The sequence below is a fragment of the Burkholderia oklahomensis C6786 genome (assembly GCF_000959365.1).
Lineage (GTDB): Bacteria > Pseudomonadota > Gammaproteobacteria > Burkholderiales > Burkholderiaceae > Burkholderia > Burkholderia oklahomensis.
On sequence record NZ_CP009555.1, the window covers coordinates 3,244,201 to 3,268,145 of the forward strand.

General features: G+C 67.2%; 19 protein-coding genes, 5 tRNA genes and 1 pseudogene. 17 read left to right on the plus strand and 8 right to left on the minus strand.

The window, feature by feature from the left end:
* Window positions 1-85: 85 nt before the first annotated feature.
* Window positions 86-436 (plus strand): hypothetical protein, encoded by a 351-nt coding sequence (locus BG90_RS14540; RefSeq protein ID WP_010104749.1) that lies wholly within the window; start codon window positions 86-88, stop codon window positions 434-436.
* Between the two features lie 225 nt (window positions 437-661).
* On the opposite strand, the gene fabI is transcribed toward BG90_RS14540, so the two are convergent.
* Entirely contained in the window at window positions 662-1,453 is a 792-nt protein-coding gene (gene fabI, locus BG90_RS14545) for an enoyl-ACP reductase FabI (protein WP_010116012.1), read from the minus strand.
* Window positions 1,454-1,572: 119 nt separating this feature from the next.
* Here fabI and BG90_RS14550 point away from each other — a divergent pair, with 119 nt between their 5' ends.
* From BG90_RS14550 to BG90_RS14570, 5 genes are all read left to right on the plus strand, one after another.
* A complete protein-coding gene (locus tag BG90_RS14550; RefSeq protein ID WP_038802681.1) occupies window positions 1,573-3,528 on the plus strand; it encodes an extracellular solute-binding protein in 1,956 nt (651 codons plus the stop codon).
* Window positions 3,529-3,625: 97 nt separating this feature from the next.
* On the plus strand, window positions 3,626-4,666 hold the full coding sequence (locus BG90_RS14555) for a microcin C ABC transporter permease YejB (RefSeq protein ID WP_010104742.1): 1,041 nt from the start codon (window positions 3,626-3,628) through the stop codon (window positions 4,664-4,666).
* Window position 4,667: 1 nt separating this feature from the next.
* Complete coding sequence (locus tag BG90_RS14560; RefSeq protein ID WP_010116001.1) at window positions 4,668-5,765, plus strand: ABC transporter permease; 1,098 nt, start codon at window positions 4,668-4,670, stop codon at window positions 5,763-5,765.
* Complete coding sequence (locus tag BG90_RS14565; RefSeq protein WP_045568191.1) at window positions 5,762-7,396, plus strand: ABC transporter ATP-binding protein; 1,635 nt, start codon at window positions 5,762-5,764, stop codon at window positions 7,394-7,396. Before BG90_RS14560 ends, BG90_RS14565 begins: the two co-directional genes overlap by 4 nt.
* Before the next feature lie 135 nt (window positions 7,397-7,531).
* Window positions 7,532-8,236: a C40 family peptidase gene (locus tag BG90_RS14570; RefSeq protein ID WP_025989888.1), complete on the plus strand. Its 705-nt coding sequence runs from the start codon at window positions 7,532-7,534 to the stop codon at window positions 8,234-8,236.
* 162 nt (window positions 8,237-8,398) lie between these two features.
* Here the strand turns inward: BG90_RS14570 and BG90_RS14575 are convergent.
* A pseudogene (locus BG90_RS14575) lies at window positions 8,399-9,480 on the minus strand (patatin-like phospholipase family protein).
* Between the two features lie 469 nt (window positions 9,481-9,949).
* Between BG90_RS14575 and gltX the strand changes: the two are divergent.
* The 7 genes from gltX to BG90_RS14610 all read left to right on the plus strand — a co-directional run bounded on the left by gltX (window position 9,950) and on the right by BG90_RS14610 (window position 12,906).
* Window positions 9,950-11,359 carry a glutamate--tRNA ligase gene (gene gltX, locus BG90_RS14580; protein ID WP_010115979.1) on the plus strand — a complete coding sequence of 470 codons (1,410 nt, stop codon included), beginning with the start codon at window positions 9,950-9,952 and terminating at the stop codon, window positions 11,357-11,359.
* 160 nt (window positions 11,360-11,519) lie between these two features.
* Window positions 11,520-11,595, plus strand: a tRNA-Ala gene (locus BG90_RS14585).
* Between the two features lie 150 nt (window positions 11,596-11,745).
* Window positions 11,746-11,821: transfer RNA gene (locus BG90_RS14590), tRNA-Glu, on the plus strand.
* 78 nt (window positions 11,822-11,899) lie between these two features.
* Window positions 11,900-11,976, plus strand: a tRNA-Asp gene (locus tag BG90_RS14595).
* A gap of 64 nt (window positions 11,977-12,040) precedes the next feature.
* Window positions 12,041-12,116 (plus strand) — tRNA-Glu (locus tag BG90_RS14600).
* An 82-nt stretch (window positions 12,117-12,198) separates the two neighbouring features.
* A tRNA-Asp gene (locus BG90_RS14605) sits at window positions 12,199-12,275 on the plus strand.
* A gap of 160 nt (window positions 12,276-12,435) precedes the next feature.
* The gene (locus BG90_RS14610) at window positions 12,436-12,906 is read left to right on the plus strand and encodes a GNAT family N-acetyltransferase (protein WP_010104723.1); all 471 of its coding nucleotides are present in this window, start codon (window positions 12,436-12,438) and stop codon (window positions 12,904-12,906) included.
* A gap of 372 nt (window positions 12,907-13,278) precedes the next feature.
* Here the strand turns inward: BG90_RS14610 and BG90_RS14615 are convergent, their stop codons facing one another.
* The gene (locus tag BG90_RS14615; RefSeq protein WP_010104722.1) at window positions 13,279-14,142 is read right to left on the minus strand and encodes an AraC family transcriptional regulator; all 864 of its coding nucleotides are present in this window, start codon (window positions 14,140-14,142) and stop codon (window positions 13,279-13,281) included.
* A gap of 131 nt (window positions 14,143-14,273) precedes the next feature.
* On the opposite strand from BG90_RS14615, the gene rraA reads away from it, so the two are divergent.
* A complete protein-coding gene (rraA, locus tag BG90_RS14620; protein WP_010115973.1) occupies window positions 14,274-14,771 on the plus strand; it encodes a ribonuclease E activity regulator RraA in 498 nt (165 codons plus the stop codon).
* A 51-nt stretch (window positions 14,772-14,822) separates the two neighbouring features.
* Window positions 14,823-15,230, plus strand: coding sequence for a gamma-glutamylcyclotransferase family protein (locus tag BG90_RS14625; RefSeq protein ID WP_010104719.1), 408 nt, complete (start codon window positions 14,823-14,825; stop codon window positions 15,228-15,230).
* A 341-nt stretch (window positions 15,231-15,571) separates the two neighbouring features.
* On the opposite strand, the gene aceB is transcribed toward BG90_RS14625, so the two are convergent.
* Window positions 15,572-17,164, minus strand: coding sequence for a malate synthase A (gene aceB / locus BG90_RS14630; protein WP_010104717.1), 1,593 nt, complete (start codon window positions 17,162-17,164; stop codon window positions 15,572-15,574).
* A gap of 67 nt (window positions 17,165-17,231) precedes the next feature.
* The gene (locus BG90_RS14635; protein WP_010115972.1) at window positions 17,232-18,008 is read right to left on the minus strand and encodes a haloacid dehalogenase type II; all 777 of its coding nucleotides are present in this window, start codon (window positions 18,006-18,008) and stop codon (window positions 17,232-17,234) included.
* Window positions 18,009-18,146: 138 nt separating this feature from the next.
* Here BG90_RS14635 and BG90_RS14640 point away from each other — a divergent pair, with 138 nt between their 5' ends.
* Window positions 18,147-19,049, plus strand: coding sequence for a LysR family transcriptional regulator (locus tag BG90_RS14640; protein ID WP_010104713.1), 903 nt, complete (start codon window positions 18,147-18,149; stop codon window positions 19,047-19,049).
* 228 nt (window positions 19,050-19,277) lie between these two features.
* Window positions 19,278-19,712, plus strand: coding sequence for a universal stress protein (locus BG90_RS14645; protein ID WP_010104711.1), 435 nt, complete (start codon window positions 19,278-19,280; stop codon window positions 19,710-19,712).
* Window positions 19,713-19,945: 233 nt separating this feature from the next.
* Here the strand turns inward: BG90_RS14645 and aceA are convergent, their stop codons facing one another.
* From aceA to BG90_RS14660, 3 genes are all read right to left on the minus strand, one after another.
* Entirely contained in the window at window positions 19,946-21,253 is a 1,308-nt protein-coding gene (gene aceA, locus BG90_RS14650) for an isocitrate lyase (RefSeq protein WP_010104709.1), read from the minus strand.
* Window positions 21,254-21,645: 392 nt separating this feature from the next.
* Window positions 21,646-23,175: a DEAD/DEAH box helicase gene (locus tag BG90_RS14655; RefSeq protein ID WP_010104705.1), complete on the minus strand. Its 1,530-nt coding sequence runs from the start codon at window positions 23,173-23,175 to the stop codon at window positions 21,646-21,648.
* Between the two features lie 441 nt (window positions 23,176-23,616).
* Window positions 23,617-23,886 carry an acyl-CoA-binding protein gene (locus tag BG90_RS14660; protein ID WP_010104699.1) on the minus strand — a complete coding sequence of 90 codons (270 nt, stop codon included), beginning with the start codon at window positions 23,884-23,886 and terminating at the stop codon, window positions 23,617-23,619.
* Between the last annotated feature and the right edge of the window lie 59 nt (window positions 23,887-23,945).

The following is a 23,945-nucleotide window of genomic DNA, read 5'->3' on the forward strand; positions in this document are numbered from 1 at the left end:
GCATCAGTTCTTACAAACTTGAAATATGCGGCGCCGACGGTTCCCGCTATAGTCGAACCCAACGAATCAACCAGTAGGGGAGTCCATGAAAACCTTGCGTACTGCCTCGCTCGCGGCCGGCCTCGCCGCGTTGCTCGCATCCGGCGCTGCGTTGGCAGGCGTCAGCGTCGGCATCAACGTGGGCGTGCCCGCGCCCGTCTATGTCGCTCCGGCGCCCGTCTACGCGCCGCCGCCGCCCGTCGTGTACCAGCCGGCGCCCGTCTATATGCCGGGGCCCGTCTATGCGCCCGCGCCGTCGATCGTGATCGGCTGGCATGGCGACCGTTACTGGGACGGCCGCCGCTATTGGGGACGTGACGAATGGTATCGCCATCGCGGCCGGGATTGGGACCGCGGCCACTGGGACAACGGCCGCCACAACGGCTGGCGTCACTGATTCCATCCGGCTGCGCGGCCGTCCGTGCGCCGGCGGGCGGCGCGCCGCGCGTTGCATGGCCGCGCCGCCGATCGGCTCCACGGCCCCATGAAAAAACCGCCCGGGGAACGGGCGGTTCGAGCATCCGGCGAACCCCGCGCTTTCGCGAGCGCGGGGTTCGTTTTTTTCGGCGCCGGGCGAGGCCGCGTCAAAGTGCGAGGGCCAAGCCCCGCCGCGGCGTCGCGCTTACTCTTCGAGGCCGGCCATCCCGCCGACGACCGCGTTGAAGCCCGAGTCGACGTGCATCACCTCGGCCGTGACCCCGCTCGCGAGATCCGACAGCAGGAAGGCGCCCGCGTTGCCGACCTGCTCGATCGTCACGTTGCGCTTGAGCGGCGAGTTGCTTTCGACGAAATCGAGAATCTTGCCGAAGCTCTTGATGCCGCTTGCCGCGAGCGTCTTGATCGGGCCGGCCGAGATCGCGTTCACGCGCACGCCCTTCGCGCCGAGCGACACCGCGAGATAACGGACGCTCGCTTCGAGCGCCGCCTTCGCGAGACCCATCGTGTTGTAGTTCGGAATCGCCCGTTCCGCGCCGAGATAGGACAGCGTGAGGAGCGACGCGTCGCTCGACAGCATCGGCAGCGCGGCCTTCGCGAGCGCCGGGAAGCTGTATGCGGAGATGTCGTGAGCGATGCGGAAGTTCTCGCGCGTGAGGCCGTCGAGGAAGTCGCCCGCGATCGCCTCGCGCGGCGCGAAGCCGATCGAGTGGACGAGGCCGTCGAGCGTGTCCCAGCGCTCTTTGAGCGACGTGAAGAGGGCATCGATCTGCGCATCGTCGGCGACGTCGCACGGGAACACGAGATCGCTGCCGAACTCGGCCGCGAACTCGGTGATGCGATCCTTGAAGCGATCGCCGACGTAGGTGAACGCCAGCTCGGCGCCTTCGCGCTTGCACGCCTTGGCGATGCCGTAAGCGATCGAGCGGTTCGACAAGAGGCCCGTCAGCAGAATACGTTTACCGTCGAGAAAGCCCATGAATTCTCCTATGTGAGGCGCGCGCGCCCGCGCGTCGGCGGGCGGCGGCTGGCTGTAATCGGTTGCGAGTGGGTAGAATTCTCTCACATCGCCATCCTCGAACGACTGCCAAGGCCTCTATGACGATCGGTTCGCCCCGGGCCCGCCGGCCGCGACCGCCGCGACGCGCGGCGACACCAGAACAGACCGCGCGATCCGCCGCGCCGCAACGGGCGGCCGCCGCGCGCGCCGCGCTCGTGCGCCTCGCGTGGCGGACGGCGGCGGGCCTCGCGCTCGCGCTCGCCGCGACGCAGGCGGCCCACGCGGTCTACGCGATCGCCCAATACGGCGAACCGAAGTATCCGCCCGGCTTCAGGCATTTCGACTACGTGAACCCGGACGCGCCGAAAGGCGGCACGCTCGTGCTCGCGAATCCGAACCGGCTCACGACGTTCGACAAGTTCAATCCGTTCACGATGCGCGGCAACGCGGCGCCCGGGCTCGACTCGCTGTTCGAGAGCCTGACGACGGGCAGCGCCGACGAGCCCGCATCGGCCTACGGCCTCCTCGCGGACGACATCGCCATCGCGCCGGACGGGTTGTCGGTCACGTTCCATCTGAATCCGCGCGCGCGCTTCTCGAACGGCGATCCCGTCACCGCAGCGGACGTCAAGCACTCGTTCGACACGCTGAAGAGCCCGCAGGCGGCGCCGCAATACCCGGCGTACTACGCGGACATCACGCGTGCGGTGATCGTCGATCCGGCGACCGTGCGCTTCGAATTCCGCCGCAAGAACCGCGAGCTGCCGCTGATCGCGGGCGGCATTCCGGTGTTCTCGCGCAAATGGGGCGTGCGGCCGGACGGCTCGCGCATTCCGTTCGACCAGCTCGCGTTCGAGCCGCCGATCGGCAGCGGCCCGTACCTGATCGAGCATTACGACGCCGGCCGCACGATCACGTACCGGCGCGATCCCGCATACTGGGGCGCCGCGCTGCCGGTGCGGATCGGCACGAACAACTTCGAGCGCATCGTCTACAAGCTGTACGGCGACGGCGTCGCGCGGCTCGAGGCGTTCAAGGCGGGCGAGTACGACGTGCTCGTCGAGTACATCGCGCGCAACTGGGTGCGGCGCGACGTCGGCAAGCGCTTCGACAGCGGCGAGCTCGTCAAGCGCGAGTTCCGCCAGCACAACGGCGCGGGGATGCAGGGCTTCTTCATGAACCTGCGGCGGCCGCTGTTCCAGGACGTGCGCGTGCGACGCGCGCTCGATCTCGCGTTCGACTTCGAATGGCTGAACCGGCAGCTCTTCTACGGCGGCTACACGCGCCTGAACAGCTATTTCGCCGACACCGATCTGCAGGCGACCGGTGTGCCGGGCGCGGGCGAGCTCGCGCTCTTGAACCCGCTGCGCTCGGAGCTGGACCCGGCGGTGTTCGGGCCGATGACCGTGCAGCCGGACACCGATCCGCCCGGGTCGCTGCGCGCGAACCTGCTGAAGGCGCGCGCGCTGCTGGCGGACGCCGGCTGGATCTACCGCGACGGCGCGCTGCGCAACGCGAAGGGCGACCCGTTCACGTTCGAGATCCTCGACGATTCGGGCTCGGCGTTCGACGCGGTCGTGACCGCGTACATCCGCAATCTCGCGAAGCTCGGGATCGTCGCGAAGTACCGGACGGCCGATTACGCGCTGCTGCAAAAGCGCCTCGACGCGTTCGACTACGACATGACGACGGTTCGCTACCCGGGCGTCCAGGTGCCGGGCGCCGAGCAGGTGACGCGCTTTTCGAGCCGCTACGCGGACCAGCAGGGCTCGGACAACCTGACGGGGCTCAAGTCGCCCGCGGTCGACGCGATCCTGAAGGCGCTCACGCAGGCCGAGACGCGCGAGGAACTGCTCGATGCGACGCACGCGCTCGACCGCGTGCTGATGCACGGCTACTATGCGGTGCCGCAGTGGTACAGCACGACGCACCGGATCGCGTTCAAGCGCACGCTCGCCTATCCGTCGACGCTGCCGCTGTACTATTCGGCGGAAGGCTGGGTCGCGTCGACATGGTGGGCGAAGCCCGGCCACGGCGCGGCCGCCGAGCCGTGACGGCCGCCGCGCGCGCTGCTTGCCGCGCCGGCCAGGCGGCCGCCGCGCCCGACGCCCGCCGATTGACGAAACCGTTCGAACACGCCCGGATGCGCCTATGTGGAGCTACATCCTCAAACGTCTGCTGCTGATGATCCCGACGCTCGTCGGCGTGCTGACCATCACGTTCGCCGTGATCCAGTTCGTGCCGGGCGGCCCGGTCGAGCAGGCGGTGCAGGAGCTGCGCAAGGGCGCCGAGCGGGGCAGCACGCCGTTCGGGATGCGCTCGTACACGGGCGTCGACGCGCAGCAGCTCGCGCAGCTGAAGGCGCTGTACGGCTTCGACAAGCCGCCCGTCGAACGCTATTGGCTGATGCTCAAGCGCTTCGCGCGCTTCGATCTCGGCGACAGCTACTTCCATCACCAGAGCGTGTGGTCGCTCGTCGTGTCGAAGCTGCCCGTGTCGATCAGCATCGGCGTGTGGACCTTCCTGCTCACGTATCTGATCTCGGTGCCGCTCGGTATCGCGAAGGCGGTGCGCAACGGCTCGCCGTTCGATTTCGCGACGAGCCTCGTCGTCCTCGTCGGCTACGCGATTCCGGGCTTCGTGCTCGGCGTGCTGCTGCTCGTGCTGTTCGGCGGCGGCTCGTTCTGGCAGATCTTCCCGCTGCGCGGCCTCACGTCCGACAATTTCGCGCAGCTCTCCGTCGCCGGCAAGATCGCCGATTACCTGTGGCACATCGCGCTGCCGATCATCGCGTCGGTCGTCGGCAGCTTCGCGGTGATCACGATGCTGACGAAGAACGCGTTCCTCGACGAGATCCGCAAGCAATACGTGCTGACCGCGCGCGCGAAGGGGCTGTCCGAGCGCAGCGTGCTGTGGAAGCACGTGTTCCGCAATGCGCTCCTGCCGCTCGTCGTCGGCTTTCCGGCCGCGTTCATCGGCGCGTTCTTCACGGGCAGCCTGCTGATCGAGACGCTGTTCTCGCTCGACGGGCTCGGCCTGCTGTCGTACGAATCGGTGATCCGGCGCGACTACCCGGTCGTGCTCGGCACGCTGTACATCTTCACGCTGATCGGGCTCGCGACGAAGCTCGTGTCCGATCTGTGCTACGTGTGGGTCGACCCGCGCGTTCAATTCGAGCAACTGGAGCGCTGACTTGAGCCGACTCGCCGTCTCTTCCCGGATCGACGCCGCGCGCGCGCGCGTGTCGCCGTCGCCCGCTCGGCGCGTGTGGCTGCGCTTCAAGGAGCAGCGCCTCGGCTACTGGAGCCTCGTGGTCTTCGTGATCGCGTTCGCGGCAAGCCTCGCCGCGCCGCTGTGGTCGAACGACAAGCCGCTCGTCGTGCGCTACGACGGCCACTATTACTTTCCGCTCTTCAACAGCTATCCGGAAACGACGTTCGGCGGCGATTTCCCGACGCCCGCCGACTACCTCGATCCGTACGTGCGCAAGAAGCTCGATACGCCCGGCAACTTCGCGCTGTATCCGCCGAACCGCTATTACTACGACACGCTCAATTACTTCTCGAAGCGGCCGAATCCGGTGCCGCCGTCGCGCGAGAACTGGCTCGGCACCGACGCGCAGGGGCGCGACCTGCTCGCGCGGCTCGTCTACGGGTTCCGCGTGTCGGTCGAGTTCGCACTCGTCCTGACGTTCATCGGCACGCTGCTCGGCATCGCCGCGGGCGCGGTGCAGGGCTTCTTCGGCGGGCGCATCGACATCGTCGGGCAGCGCCTGATCGAGATCTGGAGCTCGATGCCGGAGCTGTATCTGCTGATCATCTTCGCGTCGGTGTTCGAGCCGAGCTTCGTGCTGCTGATCGTGCTGCTGTCGCTGTTCGGCTGGATCGGGCTGTCCGACTACGTGCGCGCCGAATTCCTGCGCAACCGCACGCAGGACTACGTGCGCGCGGCGCGCGCGATGGGGCTGTCGAACTGGCAGATCATCTGGCGCCACGTGCTGCCGAACAGCCTGACGCCCGTCATCACGTTCCTGCCGTTCCGGATGAGCGGCGCGATCCTCGCGCTCACGAGCCTCGACTTCCTCGGGCTCGGCGTGCCGCCACCGACGCCGAGCCTCGGCGAACTGCTCGCGCAGGGCAAGGCGAACCTCGACGCATGGTGGATCTCGCTCGCGACGTTCTGGGTGCTCGTCGCGACGCTGCTGCTCCTGACCTTCATGGGCGACGCGCTGCGCAACGCGCTCGATACGCGGATCGCGGATACGACGCGCGCGGCGGGAGGCATCCGATGAGCGCGGCGCAGACGGCGGGCGGCGGCGCCGCGCCGACGCCCCGCGAGCCGCTCCTGTCGATCGATCGGCTGCGCGTGCGCTTCGGCGACACGCTCGCCGTCGACGACGTGTCGCTCGCGATCAGCCGCGGCGAGCGCGTCGCGCTCGTCGGCGAGTCCGGCTCCGGCAAGAGCGTGACCGCGCTGTCGATCCTGCGGCTCTTGCGCGACGCCGACGTGAGCGGAACGATCCGCTTCGCGGGCGAGAACCTCGCCGACCGGAGCGAGCGTCAGATGCGCGGGCTGCGCGGCGCGGACATCGCGATGATCTTCCAGGAGCCGATGACGGCGCTCAATCCGCTGTACACGGTCGGCGAGCAGATCGGCGAGACGATCGAGCTGCACGACGGCGTGTCGAAGCGCAATGCGCGCAAGCGGGCGATCGCGCTCCTCGCGCGCACCGGAATCGACCAGCCGGAGGCGCGCGTCGACAGCTATCCGCACCAGTTGTCGGGCGGCCAGCGGCAGCGCGCGATGATCGCGATGGCGCTCGCGTGCCGGCCGCGCCTGTTGCTCGCCGACGAGCCGACGACCGCGCTCGACGTGACGATCCGCGCGCAGATCGTCGAGCTGCTGCTCGAGCTGCAGCGCGACGCGGCGGCCGAGCGGGGGATGGCGGTGCTCCTCATCACGCACGATCTCAACCTCGTGCGGCGCTTCGCCGAGCGGGTCGCGGTGATGGAGAAGGGCAAGCTCGTCGAATGCGGGCCGGTCGAACGGATCTTCGACGCGCCCGAGCATCCGTACACGCAGCGTCTTTTGCACAGCCGGCCGCAGCGCACGGTGTCGCCCGTGCTGCCGATCGCGCCCGTCGTGCTCGACGCGCGCGGCGTCACGGTGCAGTTCAAGCAGAAGCTGCCGGGCTTCGACGGCTGGTTCCGGTCCGGGCGCTTCACCGCGGTGTCGGATGCGAGCGTGTCGGTGCGGCAGGGCGAGACGCTCGGGATCGTCGGCGAGTCGGGCTCCGGCAAGTCGACGCTCGCGATGGCGCTTCTCGGGCTGCAGAAGGTCGCGCACGGCGACATCGAGTTCGAAGGCCGCTCGCTCGCGAGCTACCGCGGTCGCGAGCGGACCGCGCTGCACGCGAACATGCAGGTGGTATTTCAGGATCCCTTCAGTTCGCTTTCGCCGCGGCAGACGATCGAGCGCATCGTGTCCGAGGGGCTCGAGCTGCATCGCCCGCAACTATCCGCCGACGCGCGCCGCGACAAGGTGATCGCGGTGCTGCGCGAAGTCGGCCTCGACCGCGCGGTGCTGCATCGCTATCCGCACGAATTCTCGGGCGGCCAGCGTCAGCGGATCGCGATCGCGCGCGCGCTCGTGCTGGAGCCGCGCGTGCTCGTGCTCGACGAGCCGACGAGCGCGCTCGACGTGTCGATCCAGCAACAAGTGTTGAAGCTGCTGTCGAATCTGCAATGCAAATACAACCTCGGCTACGTGTTCATCAGCCACGATCTGGAAGTGATCGGCGCGATGGCGCATCGGGTCGCGGTGATGCAGGGCGGAGAGATCGTCGAGACGGGCGACGTCGAGCGGATCTTCACCGATCCGGTGCATCCTTACACGCAAAAACTGCTGAAAGCCGTTCGTTAAGTCTGATGAATCCGAATGGTGCAGGAAGTTTGATTGAAATTATCAATTCCTTTTGACAAACAAATACTTCGTGGCTAGTATCGACCGAAATTTTTCCGCTAATCAGCTGATTTTCCAGCGCAAATCCATCGACCAATGCAGCACCGATATCTGACCCAGGCTTGCACGCGCGTCGTCGCCGGGATGTTCGTCGGCGTCCTGATCGCTGCAGCTCCCGGCGTGTTCGCCGATGAAGTCAGCAGTTCCAGTCAGAATGCCGTCAGTTCGACTCAAGCCGAGTCGGCTTCCTCCTCTCAGAATCTCCAGCAGGTCAGCGCAGCCACGCCCGCGAAGAGCCAGGGCGGTGCAAAGGCGTTCCTGTCCGGCATGGCCGGCAAGGCGGGCGACGTCGTCGTCGGCGCGCTGAACATGATCGGCGTGCGCTATCGCTGGGGCGGCAACACGCCGGATTCGGGGCTCGATTGCAGCGGCTTCGTCCGCTATGTGTTCCAGGACACGCTCGGCATGTCGCTGCCGCGTCGCGCGGAAGAAATGAGCCGCGTCGGCGAGAAGGTCCGGATGAGCGAGCTGAAGCCGGGCGACCTCGTGTTCTTCAACACGATGCGCCGCACGTTCTCGCACGTCGGCATCTACATCGGCGACAACAAGTTCGTGCATTCGCCGTCGACGGGCAGCACGATCCGCGTCGACGATCTCGACAGCGGCTATTGGGAAAAGCGCTTCACCGGCGCCCGCCGGATCGAGACGCAGTTCTCGATGAAGCCCGACGATCTGCGCCAGCGCGTGAAGGCGACGATCGGCGACGGCAGCGTCAACCCGAGCGCGAACGGCGGCAACTGAGTCGCGCATCGCTTAGCGCCGGCGGATGCCGGCTGCGTCGAAGCCCCGCTATCCGATGGAAGCGGGGCTTTTGCTTTGGTGCGACGTTTTCGGCGCTGCCAAGGAATGCGGGCGCCGGCGTGCGGCGCGCTCATGCCGGTGCGCGCTGCGGCGCGTGCGGGCTTAGGCGGTCGCCGCCGTCGCGCGCGCGGCCGCGAGCTTGCGCTGCAGCTCCGGCATGATCCGCGCGACCGCTTCCTCGCCCGCAAGGATCGCGGCGTTGCGTTGATTGAAGTCGCTGCCGCCCATCGCGGCGAGGTTCGGGCGGATCACGACGTCGGCGTACTTGTCGAGCTCGTAGGTCTTGATCGTCTGCCCCATGATCGTGAACGTCTGCAGCAGCATCTCGATCGGGTTCTGCGTCGTGCTGCCCTCGGGGCGCGCGGAGATGTCGACCGCGATCACGAAGTCGGCGCCCATCTTGCGCGCGAAAGATGCGGGCACGGGGCTCACGAGCCCGCCGTCGACGTACTCGCGATCGCCGATCCGCACCGGCTCGAACACCGACGGCACGCTGCACGATGCGCGCACCGCGAGCCCCGTGTTGCCGCGCTGGAACAGGATCGGCTGACCGCTCTTCAGGTCGGTCGCGACGATGCCGAGCGGCTTCGTCATCTTCTCGATCGGCCGGTTGTTGAGCGTCTTGTTGATGAAGTTCTGCAGTGCGATGCCCTGCAGCAGGCCGCGCGAGCGGAACGGCGTCGCCCAGTCGCTGATCGACGCTTCGTCCATCGCGAGCGCGAGCTTGTTGATCTGCAGCGCGTTCATTCCCGACGCGTACAGCGCGCCGACGACCGAGCCCGCGCTCGTGCCGGCGACGAGCTCGACCGGAATCCCGCGCGCCTCGAGCGCCTTCAGCACGCCGACGTGCGCAAAGCCGCGCGCCGCGCCGCCGCCGAGCGCTATGCCGATCCTGATCGGCTTTTCACGCGGCTGCGGCGGGTTCGCGGGGGGCGTGGCGGCGCCCGACGTCGTCGGCTTCGTGCCGGTCGACGTGCAGGCGGCGAGGACGGCCGACGCGCAGGCGAGCGTGAACGTGCGGCGGGACAGACGGGGGGACGACATCGACTCGATCTCCAGCGACGAACCGCGCGCGGCCTCGACAGGCGCGCCGCGCGGCGAAATTCCGGCGGCCGCGCCGATGGTCGTGGGCGGGCCGTGCGCGGCGCCGGCATGGCGACCGCGGCGCGCACATCATAAAGCAACTGGCGACGCGCGCGCGAAAGCTCCCGCCGCGTGATTGCGCGATCGTTGGCCGAAAGGGCAATGGGCGATTCGGGCGAGCGTGCGGGAAGATATCGGAGTGCCGAGCCCGGGTGCGGCGGCGAGGCCATCTGGACGCGGAGGCGGTCGGGTGTGGACCGGCGTGCGCATATGCCGCAACGCGGAGCGAAGACGCGAAGACGCGAAGACGCGAAGACGCGAAGACGCGAAGACGCGAAGACGCGAAGACGCGAAGACGCGAAGACGCGAAGACGCGAAGATCGGGGTCGGAAGGCGGAACGCCGCGGCAGGCCGCGCAAGCCGTGCGCCGCGCGACGAGGAACCGCCGCGCGGCGAGTATAATTCGTGCTCTTTCCGTTCCGGTCGCGTGCGCACCCGGCTCCGCCGTGCGGCGTGCGCCGCCGCGTCGTTTCAATTGATGCGCCGCTTGAGGCGTTCGAGCTATCGTTTATGACCCGTCCTGTACGCACCCGTTTCGCGCCGAGCCCCACGGGCTTCATCCATCTGGGCAACATCCGATCCGCGCTTTATCCGTGGGCCTTCGCCCGCAAGATGAAGGGCACGTTCGTGCTGCGGATCGAGGACACCGATGTCGAGCGTTCGAGCCAGGAGGCGGTCGATGCGATTCTCGAAGGCATGGCGTGGCTCGGCCTCGACTACGACGAAGGTCCGTACTACCAGATGCAGCGGATGGATCGCTATCGCGAAGTGCTTGCGCAGATGCTCGACAAGGGCCTCGTCTATCCGTGCTACATGTCGACCGAAGAGCTCGACGCGCTGCGCGAGCGCCAGCGAGCGGCGGGCGAGAAGCCGCGCTACGACGGCACGTGGCGCCCCGAGCCGGGCAAGGTGCTGCCCGAGCCGCCCGCCGGCGTGAAGCCCGTGCTGCGCTTTCGCAATCCGCTGACGGGCTCGGTCGTGTGGGACGACACGGTGAAGGGCCGCGTCGAGATCTCGAACGAGGAGCTCGACGACCTCGTCGTTGCGCGCCCCGACGGCACGCCGATGTACAACTTCTGCGTCGTCGTCGACGATCTCGACATGGGCATCACGCACGTGATCCGCGGCGACGACCACGTGAACAACACGCCGCGCCAGATCAACATCCTGCGTGCGCTCGGCGGCGAAGTGCCGGTGTACGCGCACCTGCCGACCGTGCTCAACGAGCAGGGCGAGAAGATGAGCAAGCGCCACGGCGCGATGAGCGTGATGGGCTACCGCGACGCGGGCTACCTGCCGGAAGCGGTGCTCAACTATCTCGCGCGCCTCGGCTGGTCGCACGGCGACGCGGAAATCTTCACGCGCGAGCAGTTCGTCGAATGGTTCGATCTCGAGCATCTCGGCAAGTCGCCCGCGCAGTACGATCACAACAAGCTGAACTGGCTCAACAACCACTACATCAAGGAAGCGGACGACGCGTGCCTGGCCGAGCTGGCGAAGCCGTTCTTCGCGGCGCTCGGCATCGACGCCGACACCATCGCGAAGGGCCCGGATCTGCTCGGCGTGATCGGGCTGATGAAGGACCGTGCGTCGACGGTGAAGGAGATCGCGGAAACCTCGGCGATGTTCTATCGGATGCCCGCGCCCGACGCCGCCGCGCTCGCGCAGCACGTCACCGACGCGGTGCGCCCGGCGCTCGCCGAATTCGCGGCGGCGCTGAAGGCGGCCGAGTGGACGAAGGAGGCCATCGCGGCCGCGCTGAAGGCGACGCTCGGCGCGCACAAGCTGAAGATGCCGCAGCTCGCGATGCCGGTGCGCCTGCTCGTCGCGGGCACGACGCACACGCCGTCGATCGACGCGGTGCTGTGGCTGTTCGGCCGCGACGTCGTCGTGTCGCGTCTCGAGGCGGCGCTCGCGTAAGCGTGCCGCGTCGATCGCGAAGCCGCGTCGTTCGAATGGCTCGTCATGCCGAACGCGCGGCTTCGCAAAAAATTGGCTCGAAGCGCAAATAGGGTATTTACAAACCTCGAAACCGTCTCTACAATCTCGCTTCTCTGTTGTTCAGCAGTCAACGAGACACGGGGGTATAGCTCAGCTGGGAGAGCGCTTGCATGGCATGCAAGAGGTCAGCGGTTCGATCCCGCTTACCTCCACCAGCTGAACGCAGAGCGAATGAAGTTTGCGAAGCATCGAGTGACAGAAAAAATGCTTCACAAACGGAATGAAAGAAGTTAGAATTTCGTTCTCTGCTGTTGATGAAAATTAACAGTGAGAACAAAGCAGCAAGACAGGTCTGAAAAGATTTTGTCCCCTTCGTCTAGAGGCCTAGGACATCACCCTTTCACGGTGAGTACAGGGGTTCGAATCCCCTAGGGGACGCCAAACATCAGCGGCGTTTCGGTAGAAACGAAGCGGGTCGGCAGGAGCGTAACCGACGCTTGTCGATCAGGTGCAGGAAGTGGAGCGGTAGTTCAGTCGGTTAGAATACCGGCCTGTCACGCCGGGGGTCGCGGGTTCGAGTCCCGTCCGCTCCGCCAGATCGAAAGCCCGTTCAGGCTGCATGTGAACGGGCTTTTTCGTTAAAGGTGTAAGCAGTACGTTGTCCCCTTCGTCTAGAGGCCTAGGACATCACCCTTTCACGGTGAGTACAGGGGTTCGAATCCCCTAGGGGACGCCAAGACAAGGCGTCGTTCGAACGAATCGTCGAAATGACGCGCCGGCAGGAGGCAACCGACGCCTGCCAGGCATGCAGCAAGACTGGAGCGGTAGTTCAGTCGGTTAGAATACCGGCCTGTCACGCCGGGGGTCGCGGGTTCGAGTCCCGTCCGCTCCGCCAAATCGAAGCCCGTTCAGGCATGCCTGAACGGGCTTTTTGTTTTTCGCGGCATGTCTCGCCGCCATTTCCCGGCGGGTTGCCGCCGCATGCGTGCAAATTGGCATTGCAACGCGCGCCGGCTGCGCTATCGTGGCGGTGACGCAGGTTTTACGAACACGCCATGTCCGATTCAACCGCCGCTCCTCTCGTCTATCTGCTGCGCTCCGCCGAGCCGGGCGACTTCGAGTTCGCGGAAGCGCTCACGCACGGCAACATGAATGCGTACTACCGGCGCCATGGCCTCAAATGGCGCGCGGATCTCTTTTTCGCGAGCTGGCGGGACTCGGAGAATTTCATCCTCGAGCTCGACGGCACGCCGATCGGCCTATTGAGGATTACCGAAGAGGGCGATTCGCTGCACATCCGCGACGTGCAGATCGCGCCGGAATACCGGCAGCGCGGCGCGGGCACTTATCTGCTTGAGACGTCGCACCGCTTCGCGAAGGCGCGCGGATTGCGAGAGACGCAACTGCGCGTGTTCGTCGACAATCCGGCCGCACGTCTCTATCTGCGAATGGGATACCGGCTCGCAGGGCCGCGTCTCGCGCAGTTCGGCTCGATCCGGCACATGGTGCGGCTCGTGTCGTCGTGATGCCTTGCGTGCGGCAGGACCGCGGCGGGCGCCGGAGCAATGCCGATGAAGCAGACGAAGCGAGGCGGCCGGCTGGTTTGCATGCGCGCGATCGAGCGCGATGCACGCAATGGGCTCGCCGACGCGGAGGCGATGAAGGTCCCGACGTCGCACCGTGCGAAGAGTCGAAACGGCTTGCAGTCCGAACGAGCGCGCGAACCCGTCGCGGCTTGCCGGGCGAACCGGTTCGATCAATTGCGTCGCCTTCGATTGGTCGCGCCGCCCACGGCCGGAGATCGGGATCGATCAATCGCGGCGCTTTCGTTCAGCCGCGTCGCCCGCAGCCGGATTCGCGCGCGACGTCCCGGCGGCCGAATCGAACGTCGGCCGCCGTCACAGCAGCGGTCCGGCGTCCCCGTCGTCGGCCGATGCAATTTCCGTCGCCGCATGCATGTCGCCGCGCTGAATGAACGCGCGCGGACTCGCGCCGAATGCGCGCCGGAACATCGCGGAGAAGGCGCTCTGGCTCTGATAGCCGAGCTCGCGAGCGATGTGCGACAGCGGCCGCCCCTGATTCAGGAGCGGAATCGCGCGTGCGAGAAGCGCCTGCTGACGCCATTGCGAAAAGCTCACGCCGAGCTCCTGCTTGAAGAGCCGCGCGATCGTCCGCGTGCTCGCGCCGACGCCGGCCGCCCAGTGCTCGAGCGATTCGCCTTGCGCAGGATGCGCGAGCACCGCTTCGCACAGCGTGCGCAGCCGCTTTTCGGTCGGCATGGGCACCGCGAGCGGCAACGGCTCGGCGCGCGTGAGCTCGTCGAGCACGAGCGCGGCGAGGAGCCGCTCGCGCGCACGATTGAGCGGGCGCGCCTCGAGCGCGACGATCAGCTCGCGCAGCAGCCCCGACACCTCGACGACCCGGCACGCGTCGAGCCCGTCCGGCACCGCCGATTCGTCGACGTACAGCGTGCGCAGATAGGCGTCCTCGACGATCACGACTTCATGCGGAATCCGCGGCGGCACCCAGATCGCGCGCGACGGCGGCACCATCCACGACGAGCCGGCCGTCGCGAGCCGCAGCACGCCGCGCGACGCGTACGCGAGCTGCGCCCACGCATGCGAGTGCTGCGGCACGCGCATGCCGGCCGCGATCGAGCGGGCGCGCACGCGCATCGGATGCGAGGGCGTCGGCGCGAATTCGGACGGGACGTCGATCGTGGCGGCGGGCGGCTGCGCAAAAAGGGGAACGGACGAGCTCATCGGTGATCGAAGACGGGGGCGGGCGGTGCGTCCGGCTATTGTAGGGCGAGCCTTCTATCCGCCGCAGCGGGATTTTTTCTTCGCCGATAATGCCGGATCGACACCACACGAACCATCCAGGAGACTTCGACATGATGTTCGCCACCACCGATCTTTGCGACGCGAACGAGGGCCGCCTCGCGGCCGGCACGCTGCGCGTGCTCGAGCCCGTGTTCCGCTCGTTCGGCGGCGTGCGGCGCTTCGCGGGGCCCGCCGCGACGCTCAAGCTGTTCGAGGACAACACGCTCGTGCGCGCGGCGCTCGAGCAGGACGGCGCGGGGCGCGTGCTCGTCGTCGACGGCGGCGGCAGCCTGCGCTGCGCGCTCGTCGGCGGCAACCTCGGCGCGCTTGCCGAAAAGAACGGCTGGGCCGGCATCGTCGTAAACGGCTGCGTGCGCGACTCGGACGAGCTGGCCGAGTGCCGGGTCGGCGTGCTCGGGCTCGCCGCGCATCCGCGCAAGAGCGACAAGCGCGGCGTCGGCGTGAGCGACGTGCCCGTCGACGTGCGCGGCGCGCGCATCGTGCCGGGCGACTGGATCTACGCGGACGCCGACGGCGTCCTCGTCAGCGACGACGCGCTGCTCGAGTGACGCGGCGGCGTGCCGGTTTGACGGCACGACTGAAACGACGAAGGAAATGCGATGCGCTACATATTCTGCTACGGGACCCTGAGGGCGGGCGAGATCAACGATATCGGCCGCGCGGCGGCGAGGCACGGCATCGCGGCGCCGATGCTGATTGGCGCCGTGGCGGTGTCGGGGCGGCTGTACGACTTCGGCAGCTATCCGGGGATGGTCGCCGAGAGCGGGCGCGATCTCGTCTGGGGCGACGTCTATGCGATCGACGAAGCGCTCGTGCCGGTGCTCGACGAGATCGAGGAGGTCTATCCGGGCATCGAGGGGCTGTTCGTGCAGCAGCAGGCATTGGTCGAGCTCGGCGGGCGCCGGTACGAGTGCCTGTACTATCCGGTCGCCGCGCATTCGGTTGCGGACAAGCCGCGGATCGAGTCGGGCGATTGGGTGCAGCATCGCCGCGCGCGTGTCGCGTGATGCGGCGGGCGGGGCGCGCATGCGATGCGCGATTGGCGCTGTGGCGTGCGAGCCGCGCGGCGCGCGAAAGCCGGCTGTCAACGCTCGACCGTCGACGATCAACGGCCGGTGTTGTCGAAAGAGAAAGGACGAACGGCGAGCGCCAATGCGTGATGCCTGACGATGCCGCTACGCCGAGCGAATGCCTCGGCGGCAAGGAGCTTTAAGCCAACGATCGACGACAAAAGGCGCCTCGAGGGCGCCTTTTGCTTTTACGGCTTCAGCGGCCGGCAAGCGCCGCCGAAACGATCGATGCACGAAAGCGGCGGCGCATCACGTCTGCGCGCGCCGCCTCCGTCCGCTCAGATCTCTTCGTAGAGCGGCAGCGTCAGGAACTCGGTGAAGTTCTCCGACGTCGACATCTGCTCGAAGATCACCGCGGCACGGTCGTAAGGCGCCGTGTCGCCGCCGACCACCTTCTTCACGTTATCGAGCTCGACCTTCGCGTATTCGCGCACGAGCTCGGCCGTGACCTTGCGGCCGTCGTCGAGCACGCCCTTCGGCGAGCGGATCCACTGCCAGACCTGCGAGCGCGAGATCTCGGCCGTCGCCGCGTCTTCCATCAGGTTGTGGATCGGCACGCAGCCGTTGCCCGCGAGCCACGAGCCGAGGTAGTGGATGCCGACGTTGATGTTGTTGCGCAGGCCCGCTTCGGTGATCGGCGCTTCCGGCTGGAAGTCGAGCAGGTTCCTGCCTTCGATCCGCACGTCGTCGCGCTGCTTGCCGATCTGGTTCGGCCTGTCGCCGAGCACCTTAACGAACTCTTCCATCGCGAGCGACACGAGGCCCGGGTGCGCGACCCAGCCGCCGTCGTAGCCGTCGCCGGCGTCGCGCGCCTTGTCCGCGCGCACGCCCGCCATCGCCTTGTCGTTCGCTTCCGGATCGTTCTTGATCGGGATCAGCGCGCTCATCCCGCCGATCGCGGGCGCGTTGCGCTTGTGGCAGGTCTTCAGCAGCAAGAGCGCGTACGCGCGCATGAAAGGCACCGTCATCGTGATCTTCGAGCGATCGGCGAGGCAGAACTCACGGTCGTTCTTGAACTTCTTGATCGCCGAGAAGATGTAGTCCCAGCGGCCGGCGTTCAGGCCCGAGCTGTGCTCGCGCAGCTCGTAGAGGATCTCGTCCATCTCGAACGCGGCGAGGATCGTCTCGATCAGCACGGTCGCGCGGATCGTGCCGCGCGGGATGCCGACTGCTTCCTGGGCGGCGACGAAGATGTCGTTCCAGAGGCGCGCCTCCAGGTGGCTTTCCATCTTCGGCAGATAGAAGTACGGGCCCGAGCCGCGCGCGAGCTGTTCCTTTGCGTTGTGGAACAGGAAGAGGGCGAAGTCGAAGACGCCGCCCGACACGCGCTCGCCGTCGACCGTCACGTGCTTCTCGTCGAGATGCCAGCCGCGCGGACGCACGATCAGCGTCGCGATCTTGTCGTTGAGCCTGTACGACTTGCCGTTCTGCTCGAGCGAGATCGTGCGGCGCACCGCGTCGCGCAGGTTGATCTGGCCGTCGATCTGGTTCGTCCAGCTCGGCGCGTTCGAATCCTCGAAGTCCGTCATGTACGAATCCGCGCCCGAGTTCAGCGCGTTGATGATCATCTTGCGCTCGACCGGGCCCGTGATCTCGACACGGCGGCATTGCAGGTCGGCGGGCAGCGGCGCGACCTTCCAGTCGCCTTCGCGGATCGATTTCGTCTCGGCGAGGAAATCGGGGCGCTCGCCGGCGTCGAGGCGCTTCGTGCGCTCGACGCGCGCGGCCAGCAGCTCGCGGCGGCGCGGCTCGAACAGGCGATGCAGCTTCGCGACGAGTTCGAGCGCTTCAGGCGTGAGAATCGCTTCGTAACCGGGCTTGATCTCGCCCGTGATCGCCATGCCTTGCGGCAGCTTCAGCGTCGTGGTCATCAGTTTCTCCTTGGTCGGTCAGTTACGTCAGTGGTGCAGTTACGGTGAAAACGGGCGGCGCGCCGCGTCAGGCGCCCGGAGCCGGGCGCGCGCGCCCGGCAGGCTTCGCGGCGGGCGGCGAATCGAGAAAGGCGAGCAGGTCGTTCATGCCGGCGCCCGTGCCCGCGGGCGGCGCGCCGAGCTCCTCGAACGGCGCGCCCGTGCGGTTCAGCCAGAAGGTCCGGTAGCCGAACCAGCCGGCGCCCGCGACGTCCCAGCCGTTCGACGAAACGAACACGATGTCGGCGGGCGCCGCGTCGAACGCCGCCGTGCCGAGCGCGTACGCGGCGGGCGACGGCTTGTACGCGCGGACTGCGTCGACGGACAGCACGCGATCGAAGAGGCCGTTCATCCCGGCGCTCTTGACCGCGATGTCGAGCATCTGCGGATTGCCGTTCGACAGGATCGCGAGCTTCGGCGGCGTCTTGCGCGCGCGCAGCGCACGCAGCGTCGGCGCCGTGTCCGGGTACGTCGACAGGCAGGCGTATTCGTCCATCAGCCGCTTTTCGGCGGCGGCGGACAGCGCGAGGCCGAGCGCGCGCGCGGCGAAGCGCAGCGCGTCGAGCGTCACGTCCCAGAACGGCCGATAGCGCGCGCCAGCCGGATCGGCGAGCGTGCGCAGCTGCGAGTATTCGATCTGCTTGCGCCGCCAGAGCTGCGACAGCGACTCGCCGCGGCCGGGAAACATCTGCTCCGCCGCGGCAACGACCGCGTGCACGTCGAACAGCGTGCCATACGCGTCGAAGAGAATCGCCTTCGGGAAGGCGGGCGGGGTGCCGGGCATGACGTTGCGCTCCACGTTCAAAGGTCGAAGTCGATTCTATTAGTGATGGCTTGAACTAAAAAAGACAGTAATCATCACTTGATCTTTTACTTTTCGATATCTAATCTGGAGCGCTTTCATGCTCAACGGGGCGGGCGGCGCGTGCCGTCCGCACACGGGATGGATCGCTTCAAACAAATCGAAACGTTCGCCGCGGTCGCCGCCAAAGGCAGCCTGTCGGCGGCCGCCCACGCGGAAGGGGTCGCGCCCGCGATCATCGGCCGCCGGCTCGACGCGCTCGAGGAGCGGCTCGGCGTGAAGCTTCTCGTGCGCACGACCCGAAAGCTCACGCTGACGTTCGAAGGCTCGGCGTTCCTCGAGGATTGCCAGCGGATCATCAACGACATGCAGAACGCCGAGGCGAGCGTGTCGGCGGGCGGCGTGAAGGCGAGCGGGCACTTGCGCGTGTCGGCGCCCGCGGGCTTCGGCCGGCGCCACGTCGCGCCGCTCGTGCCCGCGTTCACCGGCGCGCATCCGGACGTGTCGGTCACGCTCGATCTGTCCGACCGGATGGTCGATCTCGTCAACGAGGGCTTTGATTGCGCGGTGCGCCTGGGCGAGTTGCCCGACTCGTCGCTCGTGTCGCTCAAGCTCGGCGAGAATCGGCGCGTGTGCGTCGCGTCGCCCGCCTATCTCGCGCGCGCGGGCACGCCCGAGACGCTCGCCGATCTCGCGCGCCACAACTGTCTCGCGCTCGCGGCGAACGCGAACCAGCAGCGCGGCTGGGCGTTCGTCGATGACGGCAAGGTCGTGTCGATCCGCGTGTCGGGCACGATGGAATGTTCGGACGGGGCGGTGCTGCACGAATGGTGCCTCGACGGGCACGGGCTCGCGTGGCGCTCGTGGTGGGAGGTCGGCGCCGACATCGCGGGAAGCCGGCTCGTGAGCGTGCTCGACGCATTCGCCGCGCCGCCGATCGGCATTCACGCGGTGTTCCCGCAGCGCCGGCACTTGCCGCTCAGGGTCCGGCTCTTTCTCGATTTCCTGAAGCATACGTACGAGCGGCCCGGCTACTGGGGCTGACGTGGTCGCAGCGCGCAAGGCGGCCGCGCGCGCCGCATCGACTGGCATGGCGCCGGCGTGCGATTGCGCACGTTTCCGATATGAGGGCGAACCCTCTAGCGCGTGCGGCGGCGCGATTTCGCGCACTACAATCGAATCACACAGCGTCCGCGCGGGCAGCCCGGCATCGGCCGCCCGTCGCGGGTACGCCCGCGTCCGGACGCGCCGCAGTTGCCGACGGAGGTCGCCATGTTCAAGCACATCCTGGTTCCGACCGACGGGTCCGAGCTGTCGAGGAAAGCGATCGACGGCGCGATCGATCTCGCGCAGGCGGTCGGCGCGCGCGTGACGGCCTACGCGTGCCTGCCGCAATATCCGTACTCGCCGTTTTCCGAAGTCGTGATCGAGCCGCCCGCCGATTTTCGCGAGCGCAGCGAGCGCGAGGCGCGCGCGCATCTGGCCGAGGTCGAGGCGGCTGCGCGGCGCGCGGGCGTTGCGTGCGAGTCGTCCACGAGCGTGCATCCCTCGCCGTATCTCGGCATCATCGAGGCCGCCGAGCGGGGCGGCTGCGACGTGATCTTCATGGCGTCGCACGGCAGGCGCGGGCTCGGCAGCCTGTTGATCGGCAGCGAGACGCAGCGCGTGCTGACCCATACGAAGATTCCCGTGATCGTCTATCGATAGCGTGCCGCGCGCGGCCGGACGAACGGCCGCGATGCGCACGCGAAAAAAAATAGGCGCGCCGGGCAGGGACCGGCGCGCTTCAATGTCAGCGACGTCGCGAGACGCCGCGCACCTGGGCAGGCATGGCGCAACCATGCGCGCGACGGGTGAATTCTTCCTGATAGGGTCTTGGTCTTGCCGGATGCGCGCCGCGGCGGCTCGTGGCCGCGCGGCGCGCCTGCGCCCGTCGGAGGTCAGGCGACTTTCTGGCCGTCGAAGAACTGTTCGTCTTCGGTCGAACCGTGCAGCGCGGTCGTCGACGCTTCGCGCTCGACCGTCTGCGTCACCGCGTCGAAGTAGCCCGTGCCGACTTCGCGTTGGTGCTTGACCGCGGTGAAGCCCTTGTCGGCCGCCGCGAACTCGGCTTGCTGCAGCTCGACGAACGCGCTCATCTGCGTGCGGGCATAGCCGTGCGCGAGGTTGAACATCGAGTAGTTGAGTGCGTGGAAGCCGGCCAGCGTGATGAACTGGAACTTGTAGCCCATCGCGCCGAGTTCCTTCTGGAACTTCGCGATCGTCGCGTCGTCGAGGTTCTTCTTCCAGTTGAACGACGGCGAGCAGTTGTACGACAGCAGCTTGCCCGGGAACCGCTTGTGGATCGCTTCCGCGAACTTCTTCGCGTACTCGAGATCCGGCTTGCCCGTTTCACACCAGATCAGGTCGGCGTACGGCGCGTACGCGAGGCCGCGCGAAATCGCCTGCTCGAGGCCCGGCTTCGTGCGGAAGAAGCCTTCGACCGTGCGCTCGCCCGTCAGGAACGGCTTGTCGTTGTCGTCGACGTCGGACGTGATCAGGTCGGCCGCTTCGGCGTCGGTCCGCGCGACCAGCACGGTCGGCGTGCCCATCACGTCGGCCGCGAGACGCGCCGCCGACAGCTTCGCCACCGCTTCGCGCGTCGGCACGAGCACCTTGCCGCCCATGTGGCCGCACTTCTTCACCGAAGCGAGCTGGTCTTCGAAGTGGACGCCCGACGCGCCCGCTTCGATCATCGCCTTCATCAGCTCGAACGCGTTCAGCACGCCGCCGAAGCCGGCTTCCGCGTCAGCGACGATCGGCGCGAAGAAATCGACGTAGCCTTCGTCGCCTTCGTTCTTGCCTTCCGACCACTGGATCTGGTCGGCGCGCGTCAGCGTGTTGTTGATGCGCTTGACGACGAGCGGCACCGAGTTCGCCGGGTACAGCGACTGGTCCGGGTACATTTCGCCCGCGACGTTCGCGTCGCCCGCGACTTGCCAGCCCGACAGATAGATCGCCTTGAGGCCGGCCTTCACCTGCTGCATCGCCTGGTTGCCCGTCAGCGCGCCGAGCGCGTTGACGAACGGCTCGTTGTTCACGAGGTTCCACAGCTTTTCCGCGCCGCGCTTCGCGAGCGTGTGCTCGACCTGGATCGAGCCGCGCAGGCGCACGACGTCTTCAGCCGTGTACGCGCGCTTGATGCCGTTCCAGCGCGGATCGGTTTCCCATTGCTTTTGCAGTTCCTGAGCCTGTTGTTGACGCGACATGATGCGTACTCCTTGAGTGGTCGTTGCCTGAAGAGAAGAAATCTGTGATTTCACGAAACGGGCCGCGCGGTTCGGATTCGGCGATTCGGTTCGTGAAGTCTTGTATAAGAGTTTAGGCAAATCGACTGCGTCGAGACAGGGCTTTTTCACGAAGCTGTAAAAAAATTATTTTATATAAATCAATTGCTTGTGCCTTGAATTTCTTATTGTGGAATGCGGTTTTCTATGCTGCAATGGTCTCGGTTGTGCCACGCAACATGATTTTTTACGACGCAAAAGATTTTTTCGCATCGTGAAATCTCGAGCGCAAACAAAAACCGGCGCATATGCGCCGGTTCTCGAGGAGGGGAAGGGGCGACGCCCGCATCGCGGGCATGCCCCCGGGCGGCCGCTTACGCCGCCGAATTGCCGCGTCGCGGGCCGCCGCGCTGGCCGTCACCGCGGCGCGCGCCGTAGCCTTCGCGGCTGCCGCCGCTCGGCTTGCCGCTCCAGCCGCCCGAGCGACCGCCGCCGTTGCCGCTGCCCGGCTTGCCGCCGAACCGGCGGCCGCCGTTGCCGTTACCGCCCGGACGGCCGCGGCCGTTGCCGCGATCGTTGCGCGGCGGCGCCTTGCGCGGCTCGAAGCCTTCGATGACGTTCACCGGCAGCGGCGCGCGCACGAAGCGCTCGATCCGCTTGAGCGCGCCTTGCTCGGCGTGATGGACGAGGCTCACCGCGGTGCCCGAGCGGCCCGCGCGGCCCGTGCGGCCGATCCGGTGCACGTAGTCCTCGGCGAACTTCGGCAGGTCGTAGTTGAACACGTGCGTGATGCCGGGGATGTCGATGCCGCGCGCGGCGACGTCGGTCGCGACGAGCACGCGCACGCGGCGCTCGCGCAGCGCACGGATCGTGCGGTTGCGCGCGCCCTGCGGCAGGTCGCCGTGCAGCGCGGCCGATTCGAAGCCCGCATCCGCGAGGCGGCCGGCGAGCTGGTCGGCGTCGATCTTGGTCGCCGTGAAAATGATCGCCTGGTCGAGCGCGGTGTCGCGCAGCAGGTGGTCGAGCAGGCGATCCTTGTGATCGCGGTCGTCGACGTAATGCACCGTTTGCGCGATGTTCGTGCGCGACTCGAGGCGCTGCTGGATCTCGATGCGTTCCGGATCCTTCAGCAGGCGGCCCGTCAGCGAGCCGATCTTGCCGTCGAGCGTCGCCGAGAACAGCATCGTCTGGCGCGTCGCGGGCGTCGCGGCGACGATCGTTTCGATGTCGTCGATGAAGCCCATGTCGAGCATGCGGTCAGCTTCGTCGAGGACGAGCATCTTCAGTTCGGACAAATCGATGCGGCCGCGCTCGAGGTGGTCGAGCAGGCGCCCCGGCGTCGCGACGAGGATCTCGGGGTTCTTCGCGAGCAGCATCAATTGCTGGCCGTACGCGACGCCGCCGAGGATGCTGACGGTGCGCAGGCGGCGCAGGTGCTTGCCGTACGTCGAGGCGGCCGTCGTCACCTGCATCGCGAGTTCGCGCGTCGGCGTGAGGACGAGGAGGCCGGGGCGCGCGACGGGCTGCGGACGGCGGCCGCGGCGCTCGCCTTGCTGCGGTTCGCGCGGCTGCTGCGCCTGCGTCTTTTGAAGCTGCGCGAAACGCTCGATCGCGGGCAGCATGAACGCAGCCGTCTTGCCCGAGCCCGTCGGGCTCGACACGAGCAGGTCGCGGCCCGCGATGCCGGCCGGAATCGCGCGCTGCTGGACGGGCGTCGGTTTCGCGTAGCCGGCCGCTTGCAGCGCCGAGACGATCTCAGGCGACAGGCCGAGCGACGCGAACGTCGGTTCGTCCGACGCGGGCTCGCGGCGGTCGTCGTCGGCGGGCTGCGGTGCGGCGGCGTCGAGGCCGAGCGTCTGTTCGACGATCGCGGTGAGCGGGCTGAGGGAATTGCTCGAAGTCATGTCAATCCTTGAAACACAGTGGGTTGAACGCCGCGCCAATCGCGCATACCCAAGTCGACGGATTCATCGAGCAATTCGGGAAACGTGGCGATTGTCCGCATGTCGTGGACGTGCGGACAACAATTTCGTTAGAAGCTGTTTTGGGTGCGGCGTGCAACCGATGCACATGCCGCCAGCCTGAGACTTGACAGCCCGCAAGGGGCTACGCAGGAAGGGACAGGTTCTAAACTGGATTGGAGCGAAACGCTATGGAACGCTGGCGAAGAGGACTGCCGGCATGAACCGGAAAGGCCGCCCGTCGCGACGCGCAGCGCACATTCTACATTTTTTTGCTGCGCTGCGCCAGCATCGATTTCGCCCGTTGCGGGCGGCGCGCGCCGCGCTCGACGATCGGGCGCGGCCGGCGCGGGCTCGCGAACCGGCCGCGCAGCGTGCGCCGCGTCAGGACGCGGTGCCGTTCTTCAGCGATTCGACGAGCTCGACGTATTGCTTTTTCGCATCGTCCTTCGCCGTGCCCTTCAGCGCGTCCCATGCGTCGTACTTGTACTTGCCGACGATGTCGGTGAAGCCCGGCTTGTCGCCGTGCACGTCGCCGTCGGTCGCCTGCTTGAAGAGCGCGTAGAGGCGCAGCAGCGTCAGGTTGCCGGGGCGCTCGGTCAGCTGCTTCACGTCGATCTGCGCTTGCTCGAATTGGGCGGTGATGTCGCTCATGGGTGTCTCCGTAAGGTTTCCAGGCTGGCTTTTCCAGGCCGACGATCTTAGCAAGCGAG

What these genes read in the sequence shown, in the direction of transcription:
- BG90_RS14610 (WP_010104723.1), top strand. Translation starts at nt 12,436, where the DNA reads ATGTCCGATTCAACCGCCGCTCCTCTCGTCTATCTGCTGCGCTCCGCC.
- BG90_RS14645 (WP_010104711.1), top strand. Translation starts at nt 19,278, where the DNA reads ATGTTCAAGCACATCCTGGTTCCGACCGACGGGTCCGAGCTGTCGAGG.
- BG90_RS14640 (WP_010104713.1), top strand. Translation starts at nt 18,147, where the DNA reads ATGGATCGCTTCAAACAAATCGAAACGTTCGCCGCGGTCGCCGCCAAA.
- aceB (WP_010104717.1), bottom strand. Translation starts at nt 17,164, where the DNA reads ATGACCACGACGCTGAAGCTGCCGCAAGGCATGGCGATCACGGGCGAG.
- BG90_RS14625 (WP_010104719.1), top strand. Translation starts at nt 14,823, where the DNA reads ATGCGCTACATATTCTGCTACGGGACCCTGAGGGCGGGCGAGATCAAC.
- BG90_RS14655 (WP_010104705.1), bottom strand. Translation starts at nt 23,175, where the DNA reads ATGACTTCGAGCAATTCCCTCAGCCCGCTCACCGCGATCGTCGAACAG.
- rraA (WP_010115973.1), top strand. Translation starts at nt 14,274, where the DNA reads ATGATGTTCGCCACCACCGATCTTTGCGACGCGAACGAGGGCCGCCTC.
- BG90_RS14540 (WP_010104749.1), top strand. Translation starts at nt 86, where the DNA reads ATGAAAACCTTGCGTACTGCCTCGCTCGCGGCCGGCCTCGCCGCGTTG.
- gltX (WP_010115979.1), top strand. Translation starts at nt 9,950, where the DNA reads ATGACCCGTCCTGTACGCACCCGTTTCGCGCCGAGCCCCACGGGCTTC.
- aceA (WP_010104709.1), bottom strand. Translation starts at nt 21,253, where the DNA reads ATGTCGCGTCAACAACAGGCTCAGGAACTGCAAAAGCAATGGGAAACC.
- BG90_RS14660 (WP_010104699.1), bottom strand. Translation starts at nt 23,886, where the DNA reads ATGAGCGACATCACCGCCCAATTCGAGCAAGCGCAGATCGACGTGAAG.
- BG90_RS14565 (WP_045568191.1), top strand. Translation starts at nt 5,762, where the DNA reads ATGAGCGCGGCGCAGACGGCGGGCGGCGGCGCCGCGCCGACGCCCCGC.
- BG90_RS14555 (WP_010104742.1), top strand. Translation starts at nt 3,626, where the DNA reads ATGTGGAGCTACATCCTCAAACGTCTGCTGCTGATGATCCCGACGCTC.
- BG90_RS14570 (WP_025989888.1), top strand. Translation starts at nt 7,532, where the DNA reads ATGCAGCACCGATATCTGACCCAGGCTTGCACGCGCGTCGTCGCCGGG.
- BG90_RS14550 (WP_038802681.1), top strand. Translation starts at nt 1,573, where the DNA reads ATGACGATCGGTTCGCCCCGGGCCCGCCGGCCGCGACCGCCGCGACGC.
- BG90_RS14615 (WP_010104722.1), bottom strand. Translation starts at nt 14,142, where the DNA reads ATGAGCTCGTCCGTTCCCCTTTTTGCGCAGCCGCCCGCCGCCACGATC.
- fabI (WP_010116012.1), bottom strand. Translation starts at nt 1,453, where the DNA reads ATGGGCTTTCTCGACGGTAAACGTATTCTGCTGACGGGCCTCTTGTCG.